At 74.9% G+C, this 24,913-nt stretch carries 19 protein-coding genes; 8 read left to right on the plus strand and 11 right to left on the minus strand.

All coding sequences use genetic code 11. From position 1 onward, the window contains the following. Positions 1-21: 21 nt before the first annotated feature. Together GBN72_RS34135 and GBN72_RS16360 are read right to left on the minus strand one after the other, a co-directional pair. Positions 22-5,814 carry a DUF4132 domain-containing protein gene (locus GBN72_RS34135; protein ID WP_246212596.1) on the minus strand — a complete coding sequence of 1,931 codons (5,793 nt, stop codon included), beginning with the start codon at positions 5,812-5,814 and terminating at the stop codon, positions 22-24. Between the two features lie 448 nt (positions 5,815-6,262). After that, positions 6,263-6,676 (minus strand): DUF5997 family protein, encoded by a 414-nt coding sequence (locus tag GBN72_RS16360; protein WP_151772516.1) that lies wholly within the window; start codon positions 6,674-6,676, stop codon positions 6,263-6,265. Between the two features lie 59 nt (positions 6,677-6,735). Here GBN72_RS16360 and GBN72_RS16365 point away from each other — a divergent pair, with 59 nt between their 5' ends. Further along, positions 6,736-7,530 (plus strand): LysR family transcriptional regulator substrate-binding protein, encoded by a 795-nt coding sequence (locus GBN72_RS16365; protein WP_151772517.1) that lies wholly within the window; start codon positions 6,736-6,738, stop codon positions 7,528-7,530. A gap of 39 nt (positions 7,531-7,569) precedes the next feature. Here the strand turns inward: GBN72_RS16365 and GBN72_RS16370 are convergent, their stop codons facing one another. Further along, entirely contained in the window at positions 7,570-8,049 is a 480-nt protein-coding gene (locus GBN72_RS16370; RefSeq protein WP_151772518.1) for an Lrp/AsnC family transcriptional regulator, read from the minus strand. 300 nt (positions 8,050-8,349) lie between these two features. Between GBN72_RS16370 and GBN72_RS16375 the strand changes: the two genes are divergently transcribed. Beyond that, complete coding sequence (locus GBN72_RS16375; RefSeq protein ID WP_151772519.1) at positions 8,350-9,912, plus strand: FUSC family protein; 1,563 nt, start codon at positions 8,350-8,352, stop codon at positions 9,910-9,912. A 142-nt stretch (positions 9,913-10,054) separates the two neighbouring features. After that, positions 10,055-11,089 (plus strand): lactonase family protein, encoded by a 1,035-nt coding sequence (locus GBN72_RS16380; RefSeq protein ID WP_151772684.1) that lies wholly within the window; start codon positions 10,055-10,057, stop codon positions 11,087-11,089. Between the two features lie 236 nt (positions 11,090-11,325). Here the strand turns inward: GBN72_RS16380 and GBN72_RS16390 are convergent, their stop codons facing one another. From GBN72_RS16390 to GBN72_RS16405, 4 genes are all read right to left on the minus strand, one after another. Then, positions 11,326-12,246, minus strand: a complete 921-nt coding sequence (locus tag GBN72_RS16390) for a sirohydrochlorin chelatase (RefSeq protein WP_151772521.1) — start codon at positions 12,244-12,246, stop codon at positions 11,326-11,328. Between the two features lie 423 nt (positions 12,247-12,669). Further along, on the minus strand, positions 12,670-13,740 hold the full coding sequence (locus GBN72_RS16395; RefSeq protein ID WP_246212544.1) for an N-acetylglucosamine kinase: 1,071 nt from the start codon (positions 13,738-13,740) through the stop codon (positions 12,670-12,672). Continuing rightward, positions 13,737-14,414 (minus strand): uracil-DNA glycosylase, encoded by a 678-nt coding sequence (locus GBN72_RS16400; protein ID WP_151772522.1) that lies wholly within the window; start codon positions 14,412-14,414, stop codon positions 13,737-13,739. The genes GBN72_RS16395 and GBN72_RS16400 overlap by 4 nt, the downstream gene beginning before the upstream one ends. Before the next feature lie 154 nt (positions 14,415-14,568). Then, positions 14,569-15,261, minus strand: coding sequence for a GntR family transcriptional regulator (locus GBN72_RS16405; RefSeq protein WP_164540667.1), 693 nt, complete (start codon positions 15,259-15,261; stop codon positions 14,569-14,571). Between the two features lie 65 nt (positions 15,262-15,326). Here GBN72_RS16405 and GBN72_RS16410 point away from each other — a divergent pair, with 65 nt between their 5' ends. From GBN72_RS16410 to GBN72_RS16425, 4 genes are all read left to right on the plus strand, one after another. Further along, the gene (locus GBN72_RS16410; RefSeq protein ID WP_218042057.1) at positions 15,327-16,193 is read left to right on the plus strand and encodes a fumarylacetoacetate hydrolase family protein; all 867 of its coding nucleotides are present in this window, start codon (positions 15,327-15,329) and stop codon (positions 16,191-16,193) included. Beyond that, positions 16,190-17,149: a 3-carboxyethylcatechol 2,3-dioxygenase gene (locus tag GBN72_RS16415; RefSeq protein ID WP_151772524.1), complete on the plus strand. Its 960-nt coding sequence runs from the start codon at positions 16,190-16,192 to the stop codon at positions 17,147-17,149. Before GBN72_RS16410 ends, GBN72_RS16415 begins: the two co-directional genes overlap by 4 nt. 119 nt (positions 17,150-17,268) lie before the next feature. Then, a complete protein-coding gene (locus GBN72_RS16420) occupies positions 17,269-18,603 on the plus strand; it encodes an MFS transporter (RefSeq protein ID WP_164540670.1) in 1,335 nt (444 codons plus the stop codon). A 39-nt stretch (positions 18,604-18,642) separates the two neighbouring features. Next, on the plus strand, positions 18,643-19,404 hold the full coding sequence (locus GBN72_RS16425) for an SDR family NAD(P)-dependent oxidoreductase (protein WP_151772526.1): 762 nt from the start codon (positions 18,643-18,645) through the stop codon (positions 19,402-19,404). 93 nt (positions 19,405-19,497) lie between these two features. On the opposite strand, the gene GBN72_RS16430 is transcribed toward GBN72_RS16425, so the two are convergent. Together GBN72_RS16430 and GBN72_RS16435 are read right to left on the minus strand one after the other, a co-directional pair. Beyond that, positions 19,498-20,586: a WD40/YVTN/BNR-like repeat-containing protein gene (locus GBN72_RS16430; RefSeq protein WP_164540672.1), complete on the minus strand. Its 1,089-nt coding sequence runs from the start codon at positions 20,584-20,586 to the stop codon at positions 19,498-19,500. Between the two features lie 177 nt (positions 20,587-20,763). After that, positions 20,764-21,417 (minus strand): DUF305 domain-containing protein, encoded by a 654-nt coding sequence (locus tag GBN72_RS16435; protein WP_151772528.1) that lies wholly within the window; start codon positions 21,415-21,417, stop codon positions 20,764-20,766. 257 nt (positions 21,418-21,674) lie between these two features. Here GBN72_RS16435 and GBN72_RS16440 point away from each other — a divergent pair, with 257 nt between their 5' ends. Continuing rightward, the gene (locus tag GBN72_RS16440) at positions 21,675-23,099 is read left to right on the plus strand and encodes an LVIVD repeat-containing protein (RefSeq protein WP_246212592.1); all 1,425 of its coding nucleotides are present in this window, start codon (positions 21,675-21,677) and stop codon (positions 23,097-23,099) included. Positions 23,100-23,394: 295 nt separating this feature from the next. On the opposite strand, the gene GBN72_RS16445 is transcribed toward GBN72_RS16440, so the two are convergent. Both GBN72_RS16445 and GBN72_RS16450 read right to left on the minus strand, forming a co-directional pair. Then, positions 23,395-24,144 (minus strand): HAD family hydrolase, encoded by a 750-nt coding sequence (locus GBN72_RS16445; protein WP_151772530.1) that lies wholly within the window; start codon positions 24,142-24,144, stop codon positions 23,395-23,397. After that, on the minus strand, positions 24,141-24,890 hold the full coding sequence (locus tag GBN72_RS16450; RefSeq protein WP_151772531.1) for a phosphatase PAP2 family protein: 750 nt from the start codon (positions 24,888-24,890) through the stop codon (positions 24,141-24,143). Before GBN72_RS16450 ends, GBN72_RS16445 begins: the two co-directional genes overlap by 4 nt. Positions 24,891-24,913 lie beyond the last annotated feature (23 nt).

Consider the following 24,913-nt stretch of genomic DNA (forward strand, 5'->3'; position numbering starts at 1 on the left):
CGCCACGCGACGGAAGGGCGGTCACCGGCGGCTCCTCGGGGTGGCCCGGGTGACGAGCTCGGTGTAGCGCGGCACGTCTCCCGCCCGGACCCGCGCCCAGGCCCGGGTGAAGAGTTCCGCCACCGGGACCCGCGGCACCGTCCGCCGGTGGTCGGTGAGCGGGTACAGCCCGGCCTTCCACTCCTCCACGGGCAGCGCGGGCGCCTTCGACGCCCGCCACCCGCCGGGGAGGAAGAGGGACCGCCCGGCCCGTGACCGCTTGGCCTCGACGACCAGCGGGGTCGCCGCGAGTTCGGCGCGGGCCCGCTTCAGCCGGGCGGGACTCCACCCCGTCCAGCGGGCGCAGTCGCGGTCGGTGGGGTCGGGGAGGGCGAGCAGCTGGAGGTGGAGCGTCGCCGCGTCCTGCCCGAGCCCGTACTCCGCGGCGACCTCGGCCACCAGGTGCGGGACGGAGAACAGGGGGTTCTGGGCGTGGCCGTGAGGCGTTCCCCCGCCGGTCCCCGCCGACACCGCGCGGGTGAACTCCTCGCCGAGCAGCGTGCGCAGCGCGGACACGTCCTCCGCGGGCACCGTGGGCCACCCCGCGAGGAGGACCAGCGCCGGGTCGTCCGGCCCCTCGAGCGCGGCCGGCCGGATCACCACGTCCTCGTGACCGCCGTGGACGGCGCGCAGCGACACCGCTCCGGCCGGCCCCAGCTCCTCGCGGACCGCCGCCGCAAGCGGCTTCCCGCCGGGCACCGCCTGCCCCCGCACCACCAGGGCGAACCCCGGCGCGGCGAGGCGGCGCCGGAGGGCGTCCAGCGACTCGGGCAGCACGGCGCGCAGCGGATGCCCCCACGGGAGCACGTAAGCCAGCGAGGCCAGCGCGTCCACCGACGAGGTCAGCCGGTACCAGTCGGGCCCGGGGGACGCATCCCCGGACGCCGGGCCGAGCCAGGGGGTGCGGGACGGATTGAGGACCGCCTGCGTCGCCTCGGCCGTGGCGTCCGGCAGATGGGGGGCCAGCTCCTCCGGCAGCCGCACGAGCCCGCCCAACCGCTCCTCCCACACCCGTCCGGCCGCCGCCACGTCGGGTCCGGACGTCCACAGCCCGGCGGGGTCGTCGGGCAGCAGCGCCCCCGCGACGGCCAGCCGGTCCTCCTCGGGGAGTGCGGAGAGCAGGTTGCGCGCCAGGTCCCGCTGCCGCGGCGCGACGCCGGCCGGGGAGGGACCGTCGGGGGACGCCGCCCCGCCCAGACCGGCGCCGGCCAGCAGCACCGCCGCCTGGAGCGGGCCCAGCCCGCCCCCGGTGGCCGCCGCGAGGGCGGCGGGCGCCTCCGGCCGCCACGGCGCCGCCCCCTGCTCCTCCAGCAACCGCACGACCTCCGCGAGACGGCCGCGGCCGAGCCCCGGCACGATGCGGGTCTCCCGCTCGGCGGTGAAACGGGCGACGGGCGCGAACCCGCCCGACGGGTCGTGGTCCAGTGCCGTCCAGCTGTGACGGCCGCGCCGGCCGTCGACCTGCCGGCGCCCGAGGAGCACCACGGTCCGGCCGTCCTTCCGCAGCACCTGCCCGGTCCGCTGCTGCCGGTCGGACGGCTCGCTCAGCACCACGGTGCGCAGCGCGCCCGTCCCGTCGGTGAGCGGACCGGCGGCCAGTGCCGCGAAGAACAGCCGCAACGCCTCGCGGTGGGCGTCCGGCAGGAACGGGGAGGCCGCCCGCCGGACGAGGGGACGCAGCAGCGGCAGCAGCCGCGGCCAGGGGAGCGCCGCCGCCGGCACGGTGAACTCGTCGGTGACCCAGCCGTCGTACGGGGCGGCGATCCGCTCCCGGCCGATCAGCGGGCGTCCGTCCGCGGGGCTGCCGGCGAGCACATGGTTGACGGCCAGGACCTGCTGCAGCGTCGACGAGGCGTCCGGCGAGCCCGGATGCCCGCCGCGGTGCGCGATCCCGGCGAGGGCCGCCTCCAGGGTCAGGTCGTCGCCGTGCGGCGGGCGGTGTCCGGCGGGCGTGTCCTCCGGGCGCCGGCCGGCCGGCGCGGGGCCGGAAGCCCGGCCGAAGGCCGCCGTCCGTTCGGCGATCCGGAGCGTCTCGCGGACCACCGCGGCGACGCCGGCGAGCAGACGCGTGCCGGTGAGAGCCGGCAGCGTCGCGGCGACCGCACGGCGGACCACCTCGTCGGGGCCGGGCGCGTCCTGCGAGGCGGCCGGTGACCCGTCCGCCCGGTCCGCCTCCCGGTACTCCGCCAGCGCCCGCCCGGCCGCGTCCAGCAGCTCCTGCGCCTGTCCGTCGGTGAGTGCCCGCAGCACCGCCGAGGAACCGTCGTCGCGAGGCCGCAGGGCGTGCCAGAAGGCGGGCGGCAGCACCAGCCGGACACCGGCGTCGCACCCGAAGTCCTGCTCGCCGACGGCCACCCGGCCCAGCTCGCCGCCCTCCGACAGGTCGTCGGGGGCGAAGAACACCACCGTCTCCCGGCGCCGTACCGCCGCCAGTTCCGCCCCGCCGGGCAGCCGCAGGACGCCCAGCGGGCAGACGCCGTCCTCCGGGCCGCCACCGGGCACCGTGAGCACCCGGCCGTCGGGGGAGCCCGCGCTCAGCCGCCCGTCGCCCTCGTCGCGCACCCAACGCCCCAGCACCGCCCCGTCGGTGCCCAGCGGACTGTCCTCCAGCCCGGGCCGGACGGGCAGCACCTCGCAGTGCCCGGGCAGCAGCCGGGCGGCCTCCCGCTCGCCCGCGCGGAGGAAGCCCGGCAGCGACGCCGGGCCCGGCCCGCCGGTGGCCGGGTCGTACTCCCGCCAGGTCCGCTCCGCACCGTCCTGGCACCAGGTCCGCTCCCCACCGTCCTGGACCAGCATCCACAGCGCCGTCCCGTCGCCCAGGAGGGGACGGGACGGCGGCAGGACGGTGTCGCCCGCGCGCAGCGGCGGGCCGCCGGTGGCCCGGCCGCCCCCGGGCAGCTGGAAGGAGGGCGGGCCGGTCTCCGCCGGGCCGCCCGCGGGCTCATGCGGGAGGAAGTCGTCCGCCGCACCGCCCAGGAGGAAGACGTCGGATGGGCGGGAGGACCAGTACGCGTGCCGCTTGCCCGCCTGGGACCACATCACCAGCAACTCCCCGTCCGCGAACCGGAACCGGGGAGCCTCCCAGCGGTCCGGACCGTCCGGCAGCCGCAGCCTGTGGTCGAGCAGCACACGCTCCGGGCCCACCACCAGCACCCGCTCGCCGCGCGAGAGGATCAGGGCGGGCCACGCCTCCCGGACGAGGAGCCGGTCGCCCCGGCGGGGGTGCGGCGGTTCCTCCTCCAGCAGGTCCAGCGCCTCCTCCAGGGCCGGCCAGCACAGTTCGTCCAGGAGTCCCGTCCGCAGGGCGTGACCGAGGAGCGGTGCGACCGGGCGACGCGCGATCCGGGCGGAAACACCCGGCGCCACCCGCTCGGCGACCGGGGCGAACGCCCGCAGCCGTTCCGCGACGCCGCGCGCCCCCGCCGGCCCGGTCGCCGCGGCGAAGGTCCCGGCAGCCTCCTCCAGCCACTCGCGCAGCACCCCGGAGACCACCGGGTGACCGGCCATCGCCTCCAGCGTGGCGGCGCCCGGGCGCAGGCGGGCGACCGCGCCGACGGCCCGCCGCAGCAGCGGACGGGTCCGCGGGTCGGCCGCCACCGCGGCCAGGTCGCGCGCGCCCGGCCGGGAGTCCTTCAGCCGCCGGTCCAGGGAAAGGCGCACGTAGGCGTCCGGGCCCGGCACGGCCAGGGGGACCCCCTCCGCCAGACAGAGGTCCAGGAGGTCCAGGTCCGCGCCCAGCTCCCAGCGCCCGGTGAACAGGTCCACCGTCCGCCCCCCGGAGCGCAGCCGGGGCGCCATCCGCGCCGCCAGGGCGAGCGTGGCGGGGCAACGGCCGGGAGCGACACCGCGGTTCTTGCGATGGCGGGCCCAACGGGCCAGCCAGGCCGCCGCGTCGACCTCCCCGGACGCCTCGTCCTCACCCGTGAGCAGCCGGTCCGCCCCGGTGCCGGCCAGCAGCGAGAGCCAGAACTCGTCGTCCTGCGCCCCGAGTCCGAGAGCACGCGGCATGATCTCCAGCAACCTGACCCGCACCAGGGGCTGTTCGGCCGCGAGGACCTGGAGCGAGGGCAGGAAGGCCTTCCAGAAGGCACCCGAGGCCCGCTCCGCGGCGGGCGAGGCCACCACGGCGGCCAGCAGCCGGCACTCCTCGGCCGTCCTCGGCAGACCGGACGCCCGGATCATGGCGCGCACGTCCCGCGGCATCGCCGTGTACGGCGGCAGCCCCGCCGCGCACCGCTCCACGGTCAGCCGCCGGAACTGCTCCCAGGCCGCCGCCGGATCGAGCCGCCGGGCGACGTCCCCGGCGTACTCCCGCAGCACCTTGACGGACAGCGCCCCGGCGAACGCGAACTCCAGGAACGCGGCCCGCTGCTGCTCCTCGTCCACCGCCAGGGCGTGCACCCGCTCCGCCTCGCGCGCCCGGGCGAAGAAGGTCGCCGCGAACGCCCGGTGCCCGTGCTCCAGGTAGATCCGGGCCGCCTGTTCGTAGAAGGGCGGCAGGAAGTGCGGCACCGACCTCGCCAGCCGCTCGCCGAGGTGCTCGAAGCCGCCCTTGGCGACGCCGGGCAGCCCCTTGGCCTGCCGGGCCAGCCGCTCGACGTCCTTGACCAGCGCCAGCGCGTGGTGCCCGTTGGCCGGGTCGTCGACCAGCGCCCGGGCCGGAAACCCCAGCGCCTCGCGGCGGACCGTGCCCACCTCTGGCGTCCCCGGCTGCCGCTCCAGGCCGAGGAACTCCATGGCGAGGTCCTCCGCCTCACCCAGCGCGCCCGGCACGAGCCGGACCACCGGCCGGCCGTCGAGCGCGGGATGGGTGTACGTGCGGGCGGTCAGCACGTCCGCCTCGGGGTGCCCGGACGCGCCCGGCGGCAGCACGGCGCCCGCCGCCGACGGCGCGGCCTCGTCGGCGGACGGGACACGGATCCCGCCGCTCACGCCGCTTCCCCGCCCTTCGCGGCGCCCCGCGTACAGCGCGGCCGCCATGCGCATCCCCTCGGACCAGGCCACCGGCCCCACCTCCGACAGCGCGAGCTGCCGCCCGGAGAGCTCGGCCCAGGTCAGCGGGCCCGTCTCGACGGGACCGGACGGCTCCTCGCCGACCCACACCCGGGCCTCGACCGTCCGGCCGTCCTCCGCCACGGAGCAGACGACGGAGCCGCCGCGCACCGGGTGCCCGAGCCGGGCCGCCCTGGCGTGCAGGAACCGCGCCTCCTCGAAGGCGCCGCCCGCGTGGTCGTGGACCGCCCTCGCCCCACCGGAACCCACCCCCGGCGGCCGCCGCCACACCTGGCGGTGCAGCTGCTCCACCCGCTGCCCGACGCCCGGTCCGGCGGCCGCCCGCCACGCCTCCAGGTCGTCGAGCAGCGCGGGGTGCGGCAGGCGGACCACCGAGGAGGCCGCCCACGCCGTCCGCCCGTCCCGGCCGGTCAGGGCGAGACCGCGCCCGGGGTCGGCGTCGCGCAGGAACCCGGTGGTCCCGCCGTCGGGGTCCACGACCACGAGGTCACGCAGCGCCCCCTGCCAGGCCGGGTCGGGCCAGACCCCGGTGATCACGGCGAGCGGCACGGGGAGCGAGCGGAGCATCCACCGCTCGACGTCGGCACGGCACCGTCGTTCGTGCCGGTCCAGCCACTCGGCGAGCTGCCGGAGCCCCACCACGGCCGGATCCTCCGCGAGTTTCGACGGCACGGACCTCAGCCGACGGCCCGCCGCGTTGCGGCACACCACCGTGCCCCCGTCCAGGGCGACCTCGTGGTCGCCGGCCGGCACCCACCCCATACCGAGCCTCCCGCACCGCACCGCACGCATCGATCGAACGAGACGAACAGTAGGGCGAGCCACTGACATCGGGTGATCAAGCGGGTGATCAAGCGGGTGGTCACGCGAGTGATCACGCGGGTGGTCACCCGGCGATCATGCCGGCAGCGCCCGCCCGTGATCCGAGCCGCCCGCCCACGAAGCCCTCGGACGGCGAGCCCCGGGCGACCCGGCACGGGTGGCGTCCCAGGGCGTCCCGGTGCGGGCGTCCCACGGCGCCGCCCCCCCACACACAGCGCCGACCACCCACGACGACGTCCCACCCGCCACGTCCGCCCACCGGCTGCGCCCGCCCCCCCCACGGCGGCATCCCCGAGCGTGGCGGTCGGTCCGCAGGTGGCGGTCCACGGCGAAGGGGCCGGCCCGCACGGTGGCGGAACCGGCCCCTCGGCCGTGCTGCGGCGGCGGGTCAGCGGCCGGCGTCCTCCCGGGCAGCCGCCTTCTCGGCCTTCTCGGCGTGCAGCTGCTTGACGCGCTCCTGCTCCTTGCGGACGTCCGCCTGGAGGGCCTGCTCCCTCTCCAGCCATTCGGGACGCTCGCTCCTGAGCGCGTCGATCTGCTCCGTGGTCAGGGCCTCGGTCACGCCGGCCCGGGCCAGGCCGGAGGCTGAGACGCCCAGCCTGGCGGCGACCACCTGGCGCGGGTGCGGGCCGTCGCGCCGCAGCTCACGCAGCCACTCGGGCGGGTCGGCCTGGAGCTGGTTCAGCTCGGCGCGCGAGACGACGCCCTCCCGGAACTCGGCGGGCGTGGCCTCGAGGTACACACCCAGCTTCTTCGCCGCGGTGGCGGGCTTCATCGTCTGGGTGCTCTGGTGCGACTTCATACCGCCAAGCCTAACGACCGGGCGGAGCGCCCCCGACCACGCCGGGTAGCCTGGGCCGGGTGACAGACTCCGCCGCCTCCCCCGTCTTCCGGCTCGCCTACGTCCCGGGAGCCACGCCCGCCAAATGGGTGCGGATCTGGAACGAGCGCTTTCCCGCCACCCCCCTCGAACTCGTGCCGGTGGAGGCCCACGAGGCCCAGGAGCTGCTGCGCTCCGGCGGCGCCGACGCCGGGCTGGTCCGGCTCCCGGTCGACCGTGACGTCTTCAGCGCCATCCCGCTCTACACCGAGGCCACGGTGGCCATGGTCCCCAAGGACCACCTGATCACCGCGGCGGACGAGATCTCCCTCGAGGACCTCGCCGACGAGGTCGTGCTGCATCCGCTGGACGACGTGTTCGGCTGGGAGCGGCCGCCGGGGGAGGAGGCCTTCGAACGGCCCGCCACCACCGCCGACGCCGTCGAGCTGGTGGCCGCCGGCATCGGTGTGCTGGTCGTCCCCCAGTCCCTGGCGCGGCTGCACCACCGGCGGGACCTCACCTACCGGACGGTCGCGGACGGGCCGCAGTCGGAGGTGGCGCTCGCCTGGCCGCAGGAGGCCACCACGGACGCGGTGGACGACTTCATCGGCGTGGTGCGGGGACGCACCGCCAACAGCACCCGGGGGCGGCGGGCCGCGGCCCCCGAGCAACAGCCGGCTCGGACGACTCCCGCCCGTACCGCCCGCAGGGCCCCTCAAGGGGGCAAGGGCAAGCCGCAGGGAGGCGCGCGCGGCGGCCGGGGCTCGGCCGCCACGGGCGGCAGCGGCAAGGGCGGCGCCCCGCGCCGCGGCGGCAGGCCCAAGCGGCGGGGGTAGTCCCGCCCGGCCCCGGGACGGTCCGCCGCCGGCCCCGGCTCACCGCGGGGCGACCGCGCGCCCCACGGACTCCACCAGCGGCAGCAGGCGGTACGGCACCCGCTCCCGCAGCGCCACCTCCGTGCGGGTGCGGACCACGCCCGGCAGGCTGATCAGCTTCTGGATCACGTCCTCCAGGTGCCCGTTGTCGCGCGCCACCACCCGGGTCAGCAGATCGCCGCCGCCGGTGATGGAGAAGGCCTCGACGATCTCGGGCACCGCCGCCAGCTCGTCGCCCACCTCGTCCAGATGGCCCTGGGTCACCTCGATGTGGACGAACGCCAGCACCGGATGCCCCAGCGCGGCCGGCGAGAGGCTCGGCCCGCTCCCGGTGATCACTCCCCGGCGTTCCAACTGGTCCAGCCGGGCCTGCAGGGTGCCCCGGGCCACGCCGAGGATGCGCGCGTACTCACGCGCGCTGGTGCGCGGCTGCTCCAGCAGCAGCCGGAGGATGCGGGTGTCGAGTTCGTCCACGGACATGGCCGCCGACTGTACCAACGGCCCGGTGCGCCCCCCCGACGCCGGGCCACCGGACCCGTGGCCCGGCGGTGGTCCGACGGCCTTCCCGTGGTCCGATGGCTTTCCCGTGGCCGGAATCAACGCGCGCAGAGTGTGCCAATGGCCTAGGTGATCGTGGGCCTGTTGAGCCAGCCGCGTCCCGCATGGTGAAATGGTCGGGTCAATGGCGCTGCGGACCTCCGCGGCGCCTTTTTCGTGCCGCTTTTCAAGGCGCCGGTTCGGCCGGGCAGCCACCGGGACGGCGTCGAGGAGGGTGAGACCTTGGTCCTTGCACAGAAGTCGGTCACGTCGCGGTGGACCCGGTGGGCCGGGTGGCCGCGCAAGGCGCTGGTGCCGCCGGCCGACCCCGGGCTGATCCGGCTGCGGTTCGCCTCGCGGGGCGTGCTCGGCATCGCGGCGGCCGTGACGGCCTGCGGGCTGCTCGGCCACGGCATACCCGGCATGGCCACCGGCGGCCTCGCCGCCCTGCTGGCGCTGTTCACGGTCACCGACCCGACGGTGCGCGGACAGGCCGCCACCGTCGCGCTGCAGCCGGTGGTCGGACTGCCCGCGCTGACGGTCGCGGTGCTGCTGCGGGGCGAGCCGGTGGCCGCCGGTCTGGTCTTCGTGGCCATCGGCGGTCTCGGCGTCTACGCGCGGCGCTGGGGACCGCGCGGCCACACCCTGGGCGCGTTCGCCTTCATGTGCTACTTCGTGGCCCAGTTCACCCGGCCCACGCCCGCCATGCTGCCGTCCCTCTGCGCCGACGTCCTGATCGCCGTGGCCGTCGCCGCCGTGGTCCGCTTCGGTCTGTGGTGCTACGAACGCCGCTTCCCGCTGCCCGTGCCCCCGGCGCCGCCCACCGGCGGCACCGGCCTGCGCCGCATCACCACCCGGCAGGCCGTGCAGGTGACGGCCGGCTGCCTCTTCGCCCTCCCCGTCGGCCACCTGCTCTCCGCGGAGCGCTGGTACTGGGCGGTCGGCGCCACCTGGTGGATCTTCGTCAACGTCACCTCCCGCGGGGAGACCGCCGTGCGGGGTTTCCGGCGGGTGCTGGGCACCTGCGTCGGCGCGCTCCTCGGCCTGGTGCTCACCCTGCCGCTGCACGGCGCGCCGGTGCCCTCGGCCGTCGTCGCGGCCGTCGCCACCTTCGGGATCTTCTACACGGCGCAGACCTCCTACACCTGGATGATGCTGTCGGTCACCGTGCTCGCCCAGGCCCTGTACGGACTCGCCGGCCTGCTCGACGGCGGTCTGCTGGTGCTCAGGACCGCCGAGACGCTGGCCGGAGCGGTGGGGGCCTGGCTGGCCGTGCTGCTGGTGCTGCCGGTCACCACCCACGCCTTCAACGACGCCTGGATCCGGCGCGCCGTCCGCTGCGTGCACGCCTGTACCACCGAGGCCGCGGCCCGGCTGGCGGGAGACCCCGGTGCCGACCCGGCGCCCCGGGTGGCCGAACTGGAGGCGCTGCTGGCCCAGGTGCGCAAGACCGTGGCGCCACTGGTCCACCCGCTCCACCTGGGCAGGGCGCGCCGGGAGCGGGCCCGCCGGGTGCTCGTGCTGCTCGACGAGTGCGCCCGCGAGGTCCGCGCGCTGGTCTCCGTCGCCGCCGACCCGGAGGCCTCGCACGACGCACGGCTCGCCGCGGCCTGCTGGCGGGTGGAGGCGGCCGTGGAGGCGCTCACCACGCCGGCCGAGGGGCGTCCGCCGGCCGCCGGGCGCCGGGAGCCGGCCGCGGAGGGCGCGCTGGCCCACCTGCACGGTGTGGAGCGGGCGCTGGTCGCCCTGGCCGAGCCGCTGCGGGTCCCCGCGTCCGACCGGGCGCCGGTGCCGGCCAGGGCCTGAACGGGCCGGCTGGCCGCCGCCCGCGACACCTCCGGGGACGTTGCCGCGTTTGGTCTAGGCCAATAGCCGCCGACTGCTACCGTCGCCGTGGACCGGCAGGCGGCACGGCGGCGAGAGGGGATCAGCGGTGACGGACCCGGCGGTGACGGGCAGCGCGACACGACGGCCCAGGGCGTACATCGGGTCCTTCACCGCGGCCGGCGGTCCCGGCCTGGTCACCGCCGACCGGGACCCGGCGACCGGGGCACTCACCCTCACCGGCGCCTCGGACGACCTGCCCGACCCCTCCTACCTGGCCCTCTCCGCCGACGGCGAGGTCCTCTACGCGGTGAGCGAGACGACCCGCGGCGCGGTCGCCGCCTACCGGGTCGCCGGGGACCGCCCCGTCCTGCTCGGCCCGCCCGTGCCGGTCGGCGGCAGCGGCCCCACCCACCTGAGCCTCTTCGCCGGACGGGTGCTCACCGCCAACTACAGCTCCGGCAGCGTCTCCGCCCTGCGGATCCGCCCCGACGGAGCCCTGCGCCGGGCGCCCGCCGCCGTGCTCGCCCACAGCGGGTCAGGGCCCTCCGGCCCACGCCAGCAGGGCCCGCACGCCCATCAGGTGCAGGCCGACCCCGGCGGGCGCTGGGCGGTCAGCGTGGACCTGGGCACCGACTCGGTGCGGGTCTGCGCCGTCGAGGAGGACGGGCTGCGGCTGCACCGGGAGGTCAAGCTGCGCCCCGGATCGGGCCCTCGCCACCTGGCGTTCCATCCCGACGGCGACCGCGCCTACGTGCTCAACGAACTGACCCCCACCGTCACCGTGTGCCGCTGGAAGGCCCCCGAGGGCCTGCTGGAGCCGCTCTGCGAGCTGGGGGTGCTGGAGGGGGCCGCCGAGGGCGACGCGTACCCCTCGGGCGTCGTGGCGTCCGCCGACGGACGTTTCGTCTGGACCGCCACCCGTGGGGCCGACCTGATCTCCGTGTTCGCCGTCGACGGCGAGACCCTCCGGCTGCGCGGAACCGTCCCCTGCGGCGGACACTGGCCCCGTGCGCTCACCGCCCGCGGGCGGTTCCTCTACGTGGCCAACGAGCGCTCCGGCGACGTCACCTGGTTCGCGACCGATCCGGTCACCGGGCTGCCCGAGCGCCGCGGGTCGGTCCGGGTCGCCGCGGCCTCCTGCGTGGCCCTGGGCTGACGCCGGCCGCCACCGCGTCCTGCACGGCGTCCTTCACCAGGTCCGCCACCACGTCCGTCGCCGCGTCCGCCACGGCATCCGCCACGGCATCCGCCACGGCATCCGCCACGGCATCCGCCACGGCGTCCGAGACGGCGGACGGCCGTGGTCCCCGCGCCCGGATCACGTCGGATCGGGAGACGGGGCCCACGGCCGTCCACATGCTGTCGACCACAGGTATCCGCAGGACCGGGGTCTCAGCGGACGGGCATGCCCTGCGGCTGCTGGGGAGCGATGCCCAGCGCGGTCGTGTACTTGGCGAGCGCCAGCTTGCCGACGGCCGGATAGGCGCCGAGAGGCTCGGAGGCGGGGCAGCCCGCCTCCTGCGCGGCGGCCTCCAGCAGCTCCGGCTCGACCTCCGGGCCGATCAGGTACGGGGCGAGCGCCAGCTGCTGCGAACCCGCGGAACGCAGCTGCTCGGTGACCGAGGCGAGCGAGCCCTCCTGGTCCAGCGCCGCCGCCATCACCGGCACGGCGAGCCGCGCGGCCAGCAGCATGCCGGTGATACCGGCAGCCTGCACGGCCTCGTCGCCGCCCACGGTGGCCAGCACGATGCCGTCCGCCGCCGTGTGCACGGTGAAGAGACGGGCGCGGTCGGCGCGGGCGTGACCCGCCTCCGACAGGCGTACGTGCAGCGCCTCGGCCAGCAGCGGGTGCGGGCCCAGGGCGTCGGTCAGGTCGGCCGCCACCCGGCTCTCGATGACGGCGTGGCGCACCTGGCGCAGCAGCGCGCTGTCCGGACCGGCCAGCAGCGGCACCACGACGGCGACCGGGCCGTCGGGCTCCTGCACGTCCGAGCCGGCCGCGCGGGCGATCTCGTAACGGGCGGTCCGCTCCTCGGCGGCCTGCGCCAGCACCGACTGAAGGGTGGGGAACTCGGCGTCGTCCCCGTCCAGATAACCGATGCGCCCGTCCAGACCGGGCAGCTCGGAGCGGGCGATGCTCACGACCTCCTCGGCCAGGCTGCGGGTCGCGGCGCCGGGGGTGCCGGGCACCGCGAGCACCAGCGCGGGCGCACCCTCGGGAGCCGCCAACGGCTCGGGCCGGCGGTGCCGGCCGGGCTGGCGGGGACGCGGCATTCGTACGGGCAGGCCTGCGGGCCCAGTGGGGGAGCTCATGGCGCCGCATGCTACTGGCTCAAGGGGCTCCTCTGTTCGGGGAGGGGGCGGGTGAGCGGTATCCGTCCGCATTTGTCCGCCCGATGGTGTGACAAGCGGAATGATTTCGCCGGACCGGCGGCATGCGTCACCCGTCCGCCGCGCTCCACGTCGGCAGGCCCCGCGAGCAGGCGCCGGGGGGCCGGTGCGCGCCCCGGCCGCGCCTCCTGACGCCGCATCATACGGAAGCCGCCGGAGGCCTCCTCCAGGGGGAGTGGCGGCCCCTGCCGACGGGGCACGGCCTCTGCGGAATCCTCACGTCCCCTGCGGGAGCATGCGGAAGGTGGCGGGTCCGGCAGGGTCCGGCGGGCTCCCGCAGGCTCCGGTGGCCCACGGGGGCGAGGGCGGGGCGCTTTGTCGACAAGTGGTCAACCGTGCGGCCGGTCAACCGTGCGTCCCGGTGGCCGGATCGCGGCCCGTGCCGTCCCGGCCGCCTCCGCCGTCCCCCGGCCCCGCCGCCCGGCCCGGTGTCACGCACAGCAGCCGCGGGTCGGGAGGGAGCGCCGGATCGCCGAGGGCGAGCCCGCGGGCCAGGCGGAAGGCGCCGGTCAGGGGATCGCCCTCGGGCGGCACCTGCCGCGCGTGCGGGACGGCCTTGGCCAACTCCTCCCGCAGCGGCGCCAGCAAGGGATCACCGAGCCGTACCAGGCCACCCGTCACCGACACCACGGGCTCGCCGAGATCCGGGCAGGCCGCGGCCGCGGCGCCGGCCATGTGACGGGCGGCCTCCCGCAGGATCTCCTCCGCCACCGGATCCGCCTGCGCGCAGGCCGCCACCTCGGGGGCGAACGAGGCCAGCACCGCCGAGCGGTCGGTGCGGGGGTACAGGGCCTGCGGCCACCCGGCGGCCGGTCCCAGCAGTGCCTCGCCGCGCTCCAGGAGGGCGGCGGAACCGCCCGGTCTGCCGTCGTGGGCGCGCAGGGCGGCCTCCAGCCCGGCCCGCCCGATCCACGCGCCGCTCCCGCAGTCGCCCAGCAGATGACCCCAGCCGTCCGCCCGCCGCCATGCCGACAGGTCGGTGCCGGTGGCGGTGAGCCCCGTCCCGGCCGCCACCACGGCGCCCGGCCGGAACCCCAGTGCGCCCACGTACGCGGTGACGGCGTCCGAGGCCAGAACCGTGCCGGCCCACGCGTCGCGTCCGCCGCCGAACTCCCGCGTCAGGGCGTCCGGCAGCTCCGCGCGCCAGGCGTCGCCCAGCGAGGCGAACCCCGCCGCCCCGACCGCCACCGCGTCCGGGGCGCGGTGCCCCGCCTCGGCCAGCGCGGCCCGGGCCAGCGGGGCGAGCAACTCCGTCAGATGCCGGGGATCGAGACCCCGCGCACCGGTGCGCACCGGCTCCCGCCCGGAACGCCGGACCACCGGGCCGCTGCGCGCCGTGCCCACCGCGACCCGCAGGCCAGAGCCGCCGGAGTCCACCGCCAGCAGCACCCGGTCCCGCGGCCCGGTCCCGCTCACGGCAGTCGCCAGTCCACGGGCTGCGCCCCCTGCTGGAGCAACAGGTCGTTGGCCCGGCTGAACGGACGCGAGCCGAAGAAGCCGCGGTCGGCGGACATGGGGGAGGGGTGGGCGGACTCCACCGACGGGTAGTCGCCCAGCAGGCGGCGCGCGCCCCTGGCGTGGCTGCCCCAGAGGATCGCCACCAGCGGCTTGCCGCGCTCGGCGAGGGCGCGGACGGCCTGTTCGGTGACCTGCTCCCAGCCCTTGCCCCGGTGGGCGTTGGGCTTGCGCGGGGCCGTGGTGAGCGAGGAGTTGAGCAGCAGCACGCCTTGGCCGGCCCACGGCGTGAGGTCGCCGTTGGAGGGCTCGGGGACGCCGAGGTCGTTCTGCATCTCCCGGTATATGTTGATCAGGCTGGGCGGCAGCGGGCGCACCTCGGGGGCGGCGCTGAACGACAGCCCGACGGCGTGTCCCGGTGTCGGGTAGGGGTCCTGACCGACGATCAGGACGCGGACGTCGTCGAAGGGCTGCTGGAAGGCGCGCAGGATGTTCGGCCCCGCCGGGACGTAGCTGCGTCCCGCGGCGATCTCCGACCGCAGGAAGTCCCCCATCCGGGCGATCTGGCCGGCCACGGGTTCCAGCGCCTTGGCCCAGCCGGGCTCGACGATCTCGTGCAAAGGTCTAGGTGCCACGGGCGTCACCCTACTGCGAGGGTCCGACAGAGGATCAAGCTCTGGCCCACGCTGCCGGAGGGTGGCACCGAGGCCCCCCTCCTCGGGCACATCCCGGCGACCGCCTCCGCCCGTCCCGCGGCCCGGGGTGAGGGTCACCCGGGCCGAAGACACGCTAGGTGGCCGATGCCTTCGGCGCCACGAGGCCGGCCTCGCGGACCACGGCCAGGGTCGCTTCGTAATGGTCGCGCAGGGCGTGGGCGAGCTCCTCGGCGTCCCTCGCCAGCGCCGCGTCCAGAATGCGCCGGTGCTCTGCCTCGACATCGCGGGTCGACGCCGCTGTGGAGGGCGCGGCCCACCGGAGGTAGAGCTCGGTCTGGTCCGCGAGCTGGCCGGCCGATATCAGGATGGGCCGGCAGTCGCTGGCCGCGAGCACCTGCATGTGGAACCGGCGGTGGGCGGCCTGCCACTCGGCGTTGATGTGGGCGGGGTCGTCCGAGACCCGACGCGGGGTCCTGGTCATGGCGTGATGCGCGGCGATGAGGTCCGACTCCCAGCGCAACTCCCCCCGTTCGACCGCGAGCCGGCTGCCCAGCGCCTCGACGACGCAGCGGAGTTCCGTGATGTCGGCGAACTCGGTCAGGTCGAGTCCGCGCACGAAGAACCCCCGGTTCGGAATCGGGGTGACCAACTGGTCCCCGGCCAGGCGGGTGAGCGCTTCCCGGACGACGGTCGTGCTCACGCCGAGCCGGTCGGCGAGAGCCGCCGGCTGCAGCCGCTGGCCGGGTGACCACACCCCGGACAGGATCGCGTCTCGCAGTGCCTGAACGCCACTCGTTGTGTTGTTCACGGTCTTGACAGCCTCCATGACTGAAACTCTACTATCCCCCAAGAATATATTTTCTCTAACAGAGTGCATTCTGGAGCCGCATCGTGCAGTACGTCAGCTTCCTCTCTCCGTCCACCGGAGCCCCGACCTGGGGTGTCATGGCCGACGGCGCCGTTTACGACCTCGGCCCGAGCGGTGCCGCCGAGGCCGAAAGTCTGAAGTCGGCCATCGCCGCGGGGATCGTCGCGGACGGCCGTGTCCGGCTCGAGGCGCTGACCGCCGTGGCCGGCGAGTCGGAGGTGGAGTACCTGCCCGTGATCCCCGATCCGGGCAAGATCGTGTGCATCGGCGTCAACTACCGCACCCACCTGGCGGAGACCGGTCGTGCGGCGGGTCCGGCTCCCACGGTGTTCACGCGGTTCGCCGACTCCCAGACCGGCCACCTGTGTCCGGTCGCGATCCCCTCCGTCTCGACCCAGTTCGACTACGAGGGCGAGCTGGCGGTCGTCATCGGCGCGCCGGCCCACCGCGTGGCCGCCGAGGACGCACTCGCCGTCGTCGCGGGCTACTGCGCCTACAACGACTTCACCGCGCGTGACTGGCAGCGCCAGACGAGCCAGTGGATCCCGGGCAAGAACTTCCCCGCCACCGGAGCGATGGGCCCGTTCCTGGTGCCGGCGGCGGAGTTCACCGACCTCGACAGCCGCACGTTGGAGACCCGGGTGAACGGCGAGCGGCGGCAGTCGGCGTCGCTGGGCGACCTCGAGTTCGGCATCGGCCGTCTCATCGAGCACGTGTCCGGGTTCACCCCGCTGGCTCCCGGTGACGTCATCGTGACCGGGACGCCCGGAGGTGTCGGTCTGTTCATGGACCCGCCGGCGCTGCTCGAGGCGGGGGACGTCGTCGAGGTCGAGATCACCGGGCTCGGGATCCTGTGCAACGAGATCGTCGCGGAGGAGGTCCGCGCATGAGCCTGGCGGTATGCACCATGTCCCACTCGCCGCTCATCGGCGAGATCGAACCTTCGGGCGACGTGATGGCGGAATGGGACGCGGCCGTCGCCGTCGTCCGTGACCGGATCGCGGAGTTCGACCCCGAGGTCACCGTCGCCATCGGTCCCGACCACTACAACGGCGTCTTCTACGACATGATGCCTGCCTTCTGCATCGGCACCGCGGCGCGCAGCGTCGGTGACTGGCGGACCCAGGAGCGGGAGCTACCCGTCGACGCGGAGGCCGCCTCCGCGCTGATCCGCGCCGTGCTCGACTCGGGTCTGGACGTCGCCCGGTCCGAGCGTTTGCGGGTGGACCACGGCATCGAGCAGACGCTGGAGATGATCTTCGGCACCGACTACGCCCGTCCCGTCGTGCCGGTCTTCGTCAACGCGGTCGGCTTCCCCCTCGGCCCGATGCGGCGGATCCGTCTGCTGGGCGAGGCCATCGGCCGTGAGGCGGCGACCTGGGGCAAGCGGGTGCTGGTGGTCGGATCCGGCGGTCTGTCGCACGATCCGCCCGTCCCCCGGCTCGACGGCGCCTCTTCCGAGGTGCGGGAGCGGCTGGTGGACGGCCGCGACCCGACGGCGGACCAACGGGCGGTGCGCCAGGCCGGTGTCATCGCCGCCGCCCGCGCCCACGCCGCGACGGCCGGGCCCGGCAGCCCGCCGGGCCCTCCGGTCAACCCCGCCTTCGACGCCCTGGTGATGGACACCCTGGCCGGCGGCCGCGTCCGTGAGTGTGACGGGTGGAGCAACGAATGGCTCGAGGCCGAGGGCGGCGGGTCGGCCCACGAGATCCGGTCCTGGGTCGCCGCCTTCGCCGCCCTCTCCGGCCCGAGCGCTCCGCGAGTCGCCCACCGCTGGTATCGGCCCGTCCAGGAGTGGGCGACCGGCATGGGGATCATGCTCACCGAAGCCCACACTCCGGCCTGACCCGCCGGCCAACCCGTCGGCCGGGCGGCTCCCCTCCCCGCCTTTCTCCCGGGTGCCCGTCCACCCGGAACACCCCGCCACGCCCACGCCCGAGGCGTACCTCTGCAAAGGAGCACAGAGTGCAGGCTTCCCCGACCGCCGACCCACGTGAGCTGCGGCGCGTCCTCTGGTCCAGTTACTTCGGAACCCTCATCGAGTTCTACGACTTCCTGCTCTACACCGCGGCGGCGAGCCTGGTCTTCGCGCACCTCTTCTTCAGCGACCTGCCGCCGCTCGCCGGCACCATCGCCTCGCTCGGCACCCTCGCGGTCGGCTATGTCGCACGTCCGCTCGGCGCCTTCATCTTCGGGCAGATGGGTGACCGTCTGGGCCGGCGCGTCACGCTGGCCACCACCATGACGATCATGGGTGTGGCCACCACCTGCATCGGCCTGCTGCCGACGGCGCAGCAGGTGGGCACCTGGGCCGCGGTGCTCCTGGTCGCCCTGCGGGTCGTCCAGGGCATCGCCGTCGGCGGTGAGTGGGGCGGCGTCGTCGTGATGGCGTACGAGCATGCCCAGGAGGGGCGCCGGGGCATCGCCGCCAGCGTCGTCAACGCCGGTACCGGCAGCGGCACCCTCCTCGCAGCGGCGATGCTGGCACTGTTCTCGCTGCTGCCCGACGACCAGTTCAACAGCTGGGGCTGGCGCATCCCGTTCCTGCTCAGCGCCGTCCTGATCGCCATCGGTCTGTGGATCCGTCTGCGGGTGACCGAGTCGCCGCTCTTCCTCGAGGAGAAGGAACGCCGCGAGGCCGACCCGGACACGGCCCAGCGCCCGTTGCAGGCGGTCTTCGCCAACCCGGGCGCCCTCCTCACCGCTCTGCTGTTCGGGATAGCCCCGCTGGCCTTCAACGCGCTGGTCAACAGCTTCGGGCTGGTGTGGGCCAAGGACGAGGGCGGCCTCGGCCAGTCCTCGGTGCTGCTCGCCCAGTGCGTCGGCGCCGTCGTCAACGTCGGCCTCTCGCTGCCCTTCGGCCGGCTGTCGGACCGGATCGGCCGCCGGCCGATCATCGCGGCCGGCCTCGTGGGCGCCGCCGTCTTCAGCTACCCGTTCCTGCTGATCATCAAGTCCGGGTCCCTCGCACTCACCGTGCTCGCCTACGCCGTCATCTCCGTCTTCATCAGCGCCGTCTTCGCCCCGCTGCCCGCGCTGCTGTCCGACATGTTCGGCACGGCCGGCCGGTACACCGGAGCCTCGCTGTCCTACCAGGTCGCGGCCACGCTCGCCGGAGGCTTCGGCCCGCTCGTCTACTCGGCGATGCTGGCCGACAGCGGCGGCCACGACATGGCCTCGGTGGCGCTGCTGGTGTGCGGTGTCACCGCCCTCGGCGCGATCATGACCTTCGCGAGCGGCCCTCGCCGCGACCGGGCTCCGCGGAAGGAGACGTCGCCCTCCCCGGCCGCGTCCCTCTGAACAGCAGGACACCATCACCACGACCCGAAGGAGGGGCGCATGTCCCCACGACTGACCGGCCGCGTCATCGCGGTCACGGGAGCCGGATCCGGCCTGGGAGCGGGCTTCGCCCGCGCCCTGGCGAGGGAAGGCGCCCACGTGGCGGTCCTCGACATCGACGGGTCCGCGATCGAGGCCACGGTCGAGGACATCGTCGACGCCGGGGGAACCGCCTCCGGGCACCACGCCGACGTGCGGTCACGTGAACAGGTCGCCACCGCGCTGCACGCGGCCGTGGCCGTCCACGGACGCCTGGACGTGATGATCAACAACGCCGGGATCAGCATCAGGAAGCCGTTCATGGAGACCACCGAGGACGACTTCCGCCGGATCCACGACATCAACGTCACCGGAGTGCTCGTAGGGATGCAGGAGGCCGCGCGCGTCTTCCTCGAGCAGGGCGGCGGCGGAAAGATCATCAACCTGTGCTCGGCGGCCTCCCGCAAGGCCGGCCCGGATTTCTCCGCCTACGCAGCGAGCAAGTTCGCGGTCCTCTCCCTCGTGCAGTCCGGAGCCCGCGCCCTGGCTGGGCACGGGATCACCGTCAACGGAATCGCCCCCGGCGTCATCGACACCGGCCTGTGGGACTCGGTCACCGACCGGACGGCGGCACTCATGGACCAGTACGCCCACACCATCCCGCTCGGCCGGGTCTCGACCGCGGAGGATCTCGCGCCGACCGCGGTCTTCCTGTCGGCCCCCGACTCCGACTACATGACCGGGCAGGTGGTCGCCGTCGACGGCGGAATGCAGATGGTCTGAGGCGGCAGGCCCACGGCGCCGGGCCCGGCCCCGTGGCGAGGCTTCCCGGCGTGGCCCCGCCACCGGGGTCGGCGCCGGGGGCCCGGGCCCGCCTCAGCGGAGGACGGCGGCGCGTACACAGAGCACGTCCGGGAGGTGCGAGGCGAGCATCCGCCAGCTGTCGCCGTCGTCCGCGGACGCGTACAGCTCGCCGTTGCGGGTGCCGAAGTAGACGCCCGCGGGGTCCGCGTCGTCGGTGCACAGGGCGTCGCGGAGCACCACTCCGTAGTGGTCCTCGTCGGGCAGGCCGGCGGACAGCGGCTCCCACCGGCCGCCCCCGTCGGCGGTGCGGAAGACCCTGAGGCGCCGGCCGGCCGGAACCCGGTCGGAGTCGGCGTTGACCGGGAACAGGTAGGCGGTGGAGCCGCGGTGGGGATGGGCCGCGACCGCGAAGCCGAAGGTGGACGGCAGCCCCTCGCCGATGTCGCTCCAGTGGGCACCCGCGTCGTCGCTGCGGTAGACGCCCCAGTGGTTCTGCAGGTACAGCCGGTCCGGGTCGGCGGCGTCCCGGGAGATCTTGTGCACGCACTGCCCGAACTCCGGGTCGGGGTCCGGCAGGAAGACCGCCGAGACGCCCGAGTTGGAGGGGGCCCAGCTCGCGCCGCCGTCCGCGCTGCGGAAGACGCCCGCGGCGGACACCGCCACCGTCAGGGCGCCCGGATCGCGGGCGTCGGTGAGGATCGTGTGCAGGCCCTCGCCGCCCCCTCCGGGCGCCCAGCGGGAGCGGGTGGGGTGCTCCCAGAGCGGGCGGACCAGCGAGAAGCTCTCGCCGCGGTCCTCGGAGCGGAAGAGCGCGGCGGGCTCGGTGCCCGCGTACACCACGTCGGGCTCGACGGCGGACGGATGGAGCTGCCAGACGCGCTCCAGCGAGGCCCCGGTGTCCTGCGGGAACCGCACGGCGGGGCTGGACGGCTCACCCCAGGTGCGGCCGAGGTCGTCCGAGTGGAAGACCGACGGCCCCCAGTGGGAACTCACGCCGCCGACCAGGATCCGCGGCGTGGAGGCGCGGGTGTCGAGCGCGACCGAGTAGACGGCCTGGGCGTTGAAGTGCGGAGCGGGGTCGAACTCCCAGGAGCCGCCGGAGCGGCGGCGCGCGAGGAACAGACCCTTGTTCGTGCCTACGGCGAGCAGTACGTCGGCCATGCCGGCCACCTCTCAGGACGTCGTCGTCCGGATGGGAGCGAGTCGGACACGGCCAGTCTGCACGGTGCCACCGACAACGCCGCGGAGCCGCGGACGGACCGGCCGCCGCCGGGCCTCGTCCCCCTGCCCCGACGAGGGGTGACGCCTCGTCGGAGCGGTCGCGGCCCTCGGGTGCCGCTAGCCGCGCATGGCGTCCATGCGCGCGATCTCCGTGGTCTGGGTGGCGATCACGTCGTCGGCCATCTCCTCGGCACGGATGTTGTTGCCGTTCGCCTTCACGTCCGCCGCCATGGCGATCGCGCCCTCGTGGTGAGCGGTCATCAGGTCGAGGAAGAGCCCGTCGAACTCGGCGCCGTCGGCGGCCTCGAGCTCCTTCATCTGCTCGGGGGTGGCCATGCCCCGCATCCCCTGGTGGCCGTGGGCGCCGGCGTCCTTCCCGGAGCCGTGCTCGTCCAGCCACCCCTCCATCATGTCGATCTCCGCGCCCTGCACGTCCGCGATGCGCGAGGCCAGGCCCCTGACCTCCTTCGACGCGGCCCGGTCGGGGGCCAACCGGGCCATCTCCAAAGCCTGTTCGTGGTGCTCGACCATCATCCGGACGTACGAGACGTCGGCGCTGTTGGGGGAGTCGTCCTCCTTGCGGTGCTCCGCCGCGTCCTCCGCGGAGAGGGTCCTGTTCGGCTCGCCCGGTCTCCCCGGAGCGATCACGGAAGCCCCCTGGGCCGCGCCCGATCCGGAGTCCGCACCGGAGTCACAGCCGCCGAGCGCGAGGAGGGTCAGGGGCAGCGCGGCGGTGACGATCGCTGCTCGCAGGACGCGACGGATGGGCACGGTGACCTCCCGGAGGGACGGTTGACGGTTGCTCGGCTTCCAGCACCGTCCTAGCACGGTTCCACCAGCGTGTGATCGTAAAATCTTATGTTAATTGTATTTCGAATCTATTGATCTGTGCATGACGCAGCCCATACTGCTGGGGTCCGTCCACCGCTCGGTGTGTGAACGGACCGAAGAGGGAGGATGAAGTGCTCAGACTGAACCCCCGAAAGCAGCGGAGACGGCTGGGAGTCGCGGCCACCGCCGCCGGTCTCATGGCAGCCCTGCTCACGGCAGCCCCCGCCGGCGCCGTCCCCGGTCCGGGCGACCTGCCGGAGAAGAAACTCTCCAGCAGCGTCCAGGCCGAGGTCGAGGCGGCCATCGACAACGGTGAGATACCCGCAGTGGACGAGATCGTCCACTCCCGCAACATCGAGCATGTCAGCAACACCCCGAAGGACCTCCTGCCCGGCACCAACTCGGACCTCGCCTTCCAGGGCCGCTACGCGTTCTCGGGCAACTACGACGGATTCAAGGTCTTCGACATCAAGAATCCGAAGAAGCCCAAGGTCGTGGCCCAGGTCCTCTGTCCCGGATCGCAGAACGACATCTCGGTCTCGGGCGACCTCCTCTTCCTCTCCACCGACTCCTCGCGCAGCGACGACTCCTGCAACAGCACCACGCAGCCGGTGACGGAGAAGTCCTCCTGGGAGGGCATCAAGATCTTCGACATCAGCGACATCACCGCGCCGCAGTACGTCGCCGCCGTCGAGACCGCCTGCGGCTCGCACACCCACACCCTGCTGCCGGACGGCGACGACGTCTACGTGTACGTCTCGTCGTACTCGCCGAACGCCGCCTACCCGGACTGCCGGCCGCCCCACGACGGCATCTCCGTCATCAAGGTGCCGACCGACGCCCCGGAGACCGCGGCCGTCGTCGACTTCCCGGTGCTGTTCCCCGGTGAGGGCGAGCTCGGCGGCGGCAACCCCGGCTCCCCGGTGAACCCGGGCGTCTCCCGCACCACCGGCTGCCACGACATCACCGTCCTCCCGTCGAAGAACCTCGCGGCGGGCGCCTGCATGGGCGACGGCATCCTGATGGACATCTCCGACCCGGCCGCCCCGGTCGTCATCGACCAGGTCCAGGACAACGTGAACTTCGCGTTCTGGCACTCGGCGACGTTCAACCTGGACGCCGACAAGGTCGTCTTCACCGACGAGCTCGGCGGCGGCGGCATGGCCACCTGCAACGCGGAGATCGGCCCGAATCGCGGCGCCAACGGCATCTACGACATCGTCGGCAAGGGCCACAAGGCCGAGCTGCGGTTCGTCAGCTACTTCAAGATCCCCCGTCACCAGGCCTCCACCGAGAACTGCGTGGCGCACAACGGCTCGCTGATCCCGGTCAAGGGCAAGGACATCATGGTCCAGTCCTGGTACCAGGGCGGCGTGTCCGTCTGGGAGTTCACCGACTCCGAGAACCCGAAGGAGATCGCCTACTTCGAGCGCGGCCCGCTGCCCAACGGCGGTGGCGGCGGCACCTGGTCGACGTACTGGTACAACGGCTACCTGTACTCGAACGACATGGCCAAGGGCTTCGACGTCCTGAAGCTCAACGACCGGCGTACCAACCAGGCCAACAGCGTGCACCTGGACGAGCTCAACGCCCAGACCCAGCCGAAGTACTACCGGAGGTGACGCCGGGCGCCGGACGGTGGCTCACCGCCCGGCCCCGCACCTCCCGTTCCCGCCGTGCGGCCCAGCCGCACGGCGGGAACGTCGTTCCGGGGCCCACGTGCCACCGGTGCGTTCCGCCGAACCCGCCGTCCCGTTGACCGCACGGCGGCCCCGGGACATCCTGGAGGGCCGTCCGGGGCGACGCGGGGGAGCGCCCCGGACGGACCGAGGCCGCGCGCTCCGCTCAGCGCGGCAGGGCCCCCCGGCGAGGCACGGGGCCCTACACGCGGCCGGGGCCCTACACGCGGCCGGGGGCCTACCGCGCGCGGCCGGGACCGGGGGCCGCAGCCGGGAGCACCGCCCGCAGCGCGTCGGGCCGCAGCCGGGGCGGGAGCGGATCGACGAAGCGCACTCCGCAGCCGAGCGCCGCGGCGCCCCCGTCGGCCCGGCGGTCGTCGCCCACCATCAGGGTCAGGGACGGTTCCGCTCCCAGGGCGTCGAGGGCCACGCGGAAGATGTCCGGCTCGGGCTTCTGCGCGCCGTGCTCGAACGACAGGGTGTAGGTGTCCACATAGGCGTCGAGCCCATGTGCCCGGAACACAGGACGCAGATCCCACCCGATGTTGCTGACCACACCCACGGCCACACCCCGGTCGCGCAGTGCCGCCAGCACCTCCAAGGCGTCCGGGTAGGGCTCCCAGGCCTCGGGCGTCATGTGGCGGTCGTACAGGGCGTCGTGCAGCGCGGGGTCCGGAAGCTCCACCCGGCGCGACAGCCCCGTGTAGAGACCCCGGTGGAGTTCCGGGGTCCGGTCGCGGTTCTCCCAGGCGTCGGCCAAGTCCCCGGGCAACGCGCGCGGCACCGGGCCGCCGGGCAGCGCCCCCGCCTCCTCCAGCTCCCGCGCGGCGCGGAGGGTGTGCTCCTCCGTCATGGCGGTCCCGGTCGCCCGGAGCACCGCGCGCAGCCACGTCTCGACCGGCTCGATGCGGAACAGCGTCCCGGAGAAGTCGAACAGCACGGTCTCGAACCGCCTGGCGCCGGAGGCCGCGGGGGTGGAAGCGCTCATGCGCGAGAGCGTAGCCGCGGCCGCCGGTTCGCGGAGGAGCGCGAACCGGCCTCGCGCAGCCACGGCAGCCGTTCGTGGATCACCACCGCGGCGGCCACCGTCATGGCCCCCAGCAGCCAGCCGCCCACCACGTCCGAGAGCCAGTGGACCCCCAGCCAGACCCGGGTCAGCCCCACCCCCACGACGCTGACCACGGCCGTGGCCACCGCCGCCCGCCACAGCCGGCGCCCCGCACCACGGCGGTGCAGGACCCACAGCAGCAGGCCGCAGCAGACGGCCGCGGTCATGGCGTGACCGGAGGGGAAGGCGGCGTAGCGGGCGTGGTCGACCGGATCGGGCCACACCGGCCGGGGCCGGTCGACGACGGCCTTGAGCACCTGCTGGAGCAGGGCCGCCACGGCCACCACCGCCACCAGCCACAGCGCGGGCCACCACTGCGACCGGCGCCAGACGAGCCAGACGGCCACCACCACGGTCAGGGCGCGCAGCGTGAGCGGGTCCCAGACCCAGTCGGTGAGCACGCGGAAGGCCGCCGTGAGGCCGTCCTCGTCGACCGCCCAGCGGTGGGTGGTCCGGGCGATCTCCGTGTCCATGGCGATCAGGGGCTGCCAGGAGGCCTCGACCAGGGCGAGGAGCACCAGGGAGCAGAAGGCGAGGAAGGCCGCCGTGCGCAGCGCGGCGTCGTGGAGCCGTCGGTGCGGGGCGGAGGGCGCGGCGAGGGGCGGGGCATGCGGGGAGAGGCGCATGGGGCCGATACTGACCCGGCCCG

Origin of the sequence: Streptomyces abyssomicinicus, from assembly GCF_008974245.1 — a bacterium.
Lineage (GTDB): Bacteria > Actinomycetota > Actinomycetes > Streptomycetales > Streptomycetaceae > Streptomyces > Streptomyces abyssomicinicus.

Bases quoted from the DNA above. Each gene is read 5' to 3' on its own strand.
- GBN72_RS16430 (WP_164540672.1), bottom strand. From the start codon at position 20,586: ATGGCCGACGTACTGCTCGCCGTAGGCACGAACAAGGGTCTGTTCCTC.
- GBN72_RS34135 (WP_246212596.1), bottom strand. From the start codon at position 5,814: ATGGGGTGGGTGCCGGCCGGCGACCACGAGGTCGCCCTGGACGGGGGC.
- GBN72_RS16450 (WP_151772531.1), bottom strand. From the start codon at position 24,890: ATGCGCCTCTCCCCGCATGCCCCGCCCCTCGCCGCGCCCTCCGCCCCG.
- GBN72_RS16390 (WP_151772521.1), bottom strand. From the start codon at position 12,246: ATGAGCTCCCCCACTGGGCCCGCAGGCCTGCCCGTACGAATGCCGCGT.
- GBN72_RS16445 (WP_151772530.1), bottom strand. From the start codon at position 24,144: ATGAGCGCTTCCACCCCCGCGGCCTCCGGCGCCAGGCGGTTCGAGACC.
- GBN72_RS16370 (WP_151772518.1), bottom strand. From the start codon at position 8,049: ATGTCCGTGGACGAACTCGACACCCGCATCCTCCGGCTGCTGCTGGAG.
- GBN72_RS16360 (WP_151772516.1), bottom strand. From the start codon at position 6,676: ATGAAGTCGCACCAGAGCACCCAGACGATGAAGCCCGCCACCGCGGCG.
- GBN72_RS16440 (WP_246212592.1), top strand. From the start codon at position 21,675: ATGGCAGCCCTGCTCACGGCAGCCCCCGCCGGCGCCGTCCCCGGTCCG.
- GBN72_RS16405 (WP_164540667.1), bottom strand. From the start codon at position 15,261: ATGGAGGCTGTCAAGACCGTGAACAACACAACGAGTGGCGTTCAGGCA.
- GBN72_RS16415 (WP_151772524.1), top strand. From the start codon at position 16,190: ATGAGCCTGGCGGTATGCACCATGTCCCACTCGCCGCTCATCGGCGAG.
- GBN72_RS16425 (WP_151772526.1), top strand. From the start codon at position 18,643: ATGTCCCCACGACTGACCGGCCGCGTCATCGCGGTCACGGGAGCCGGA.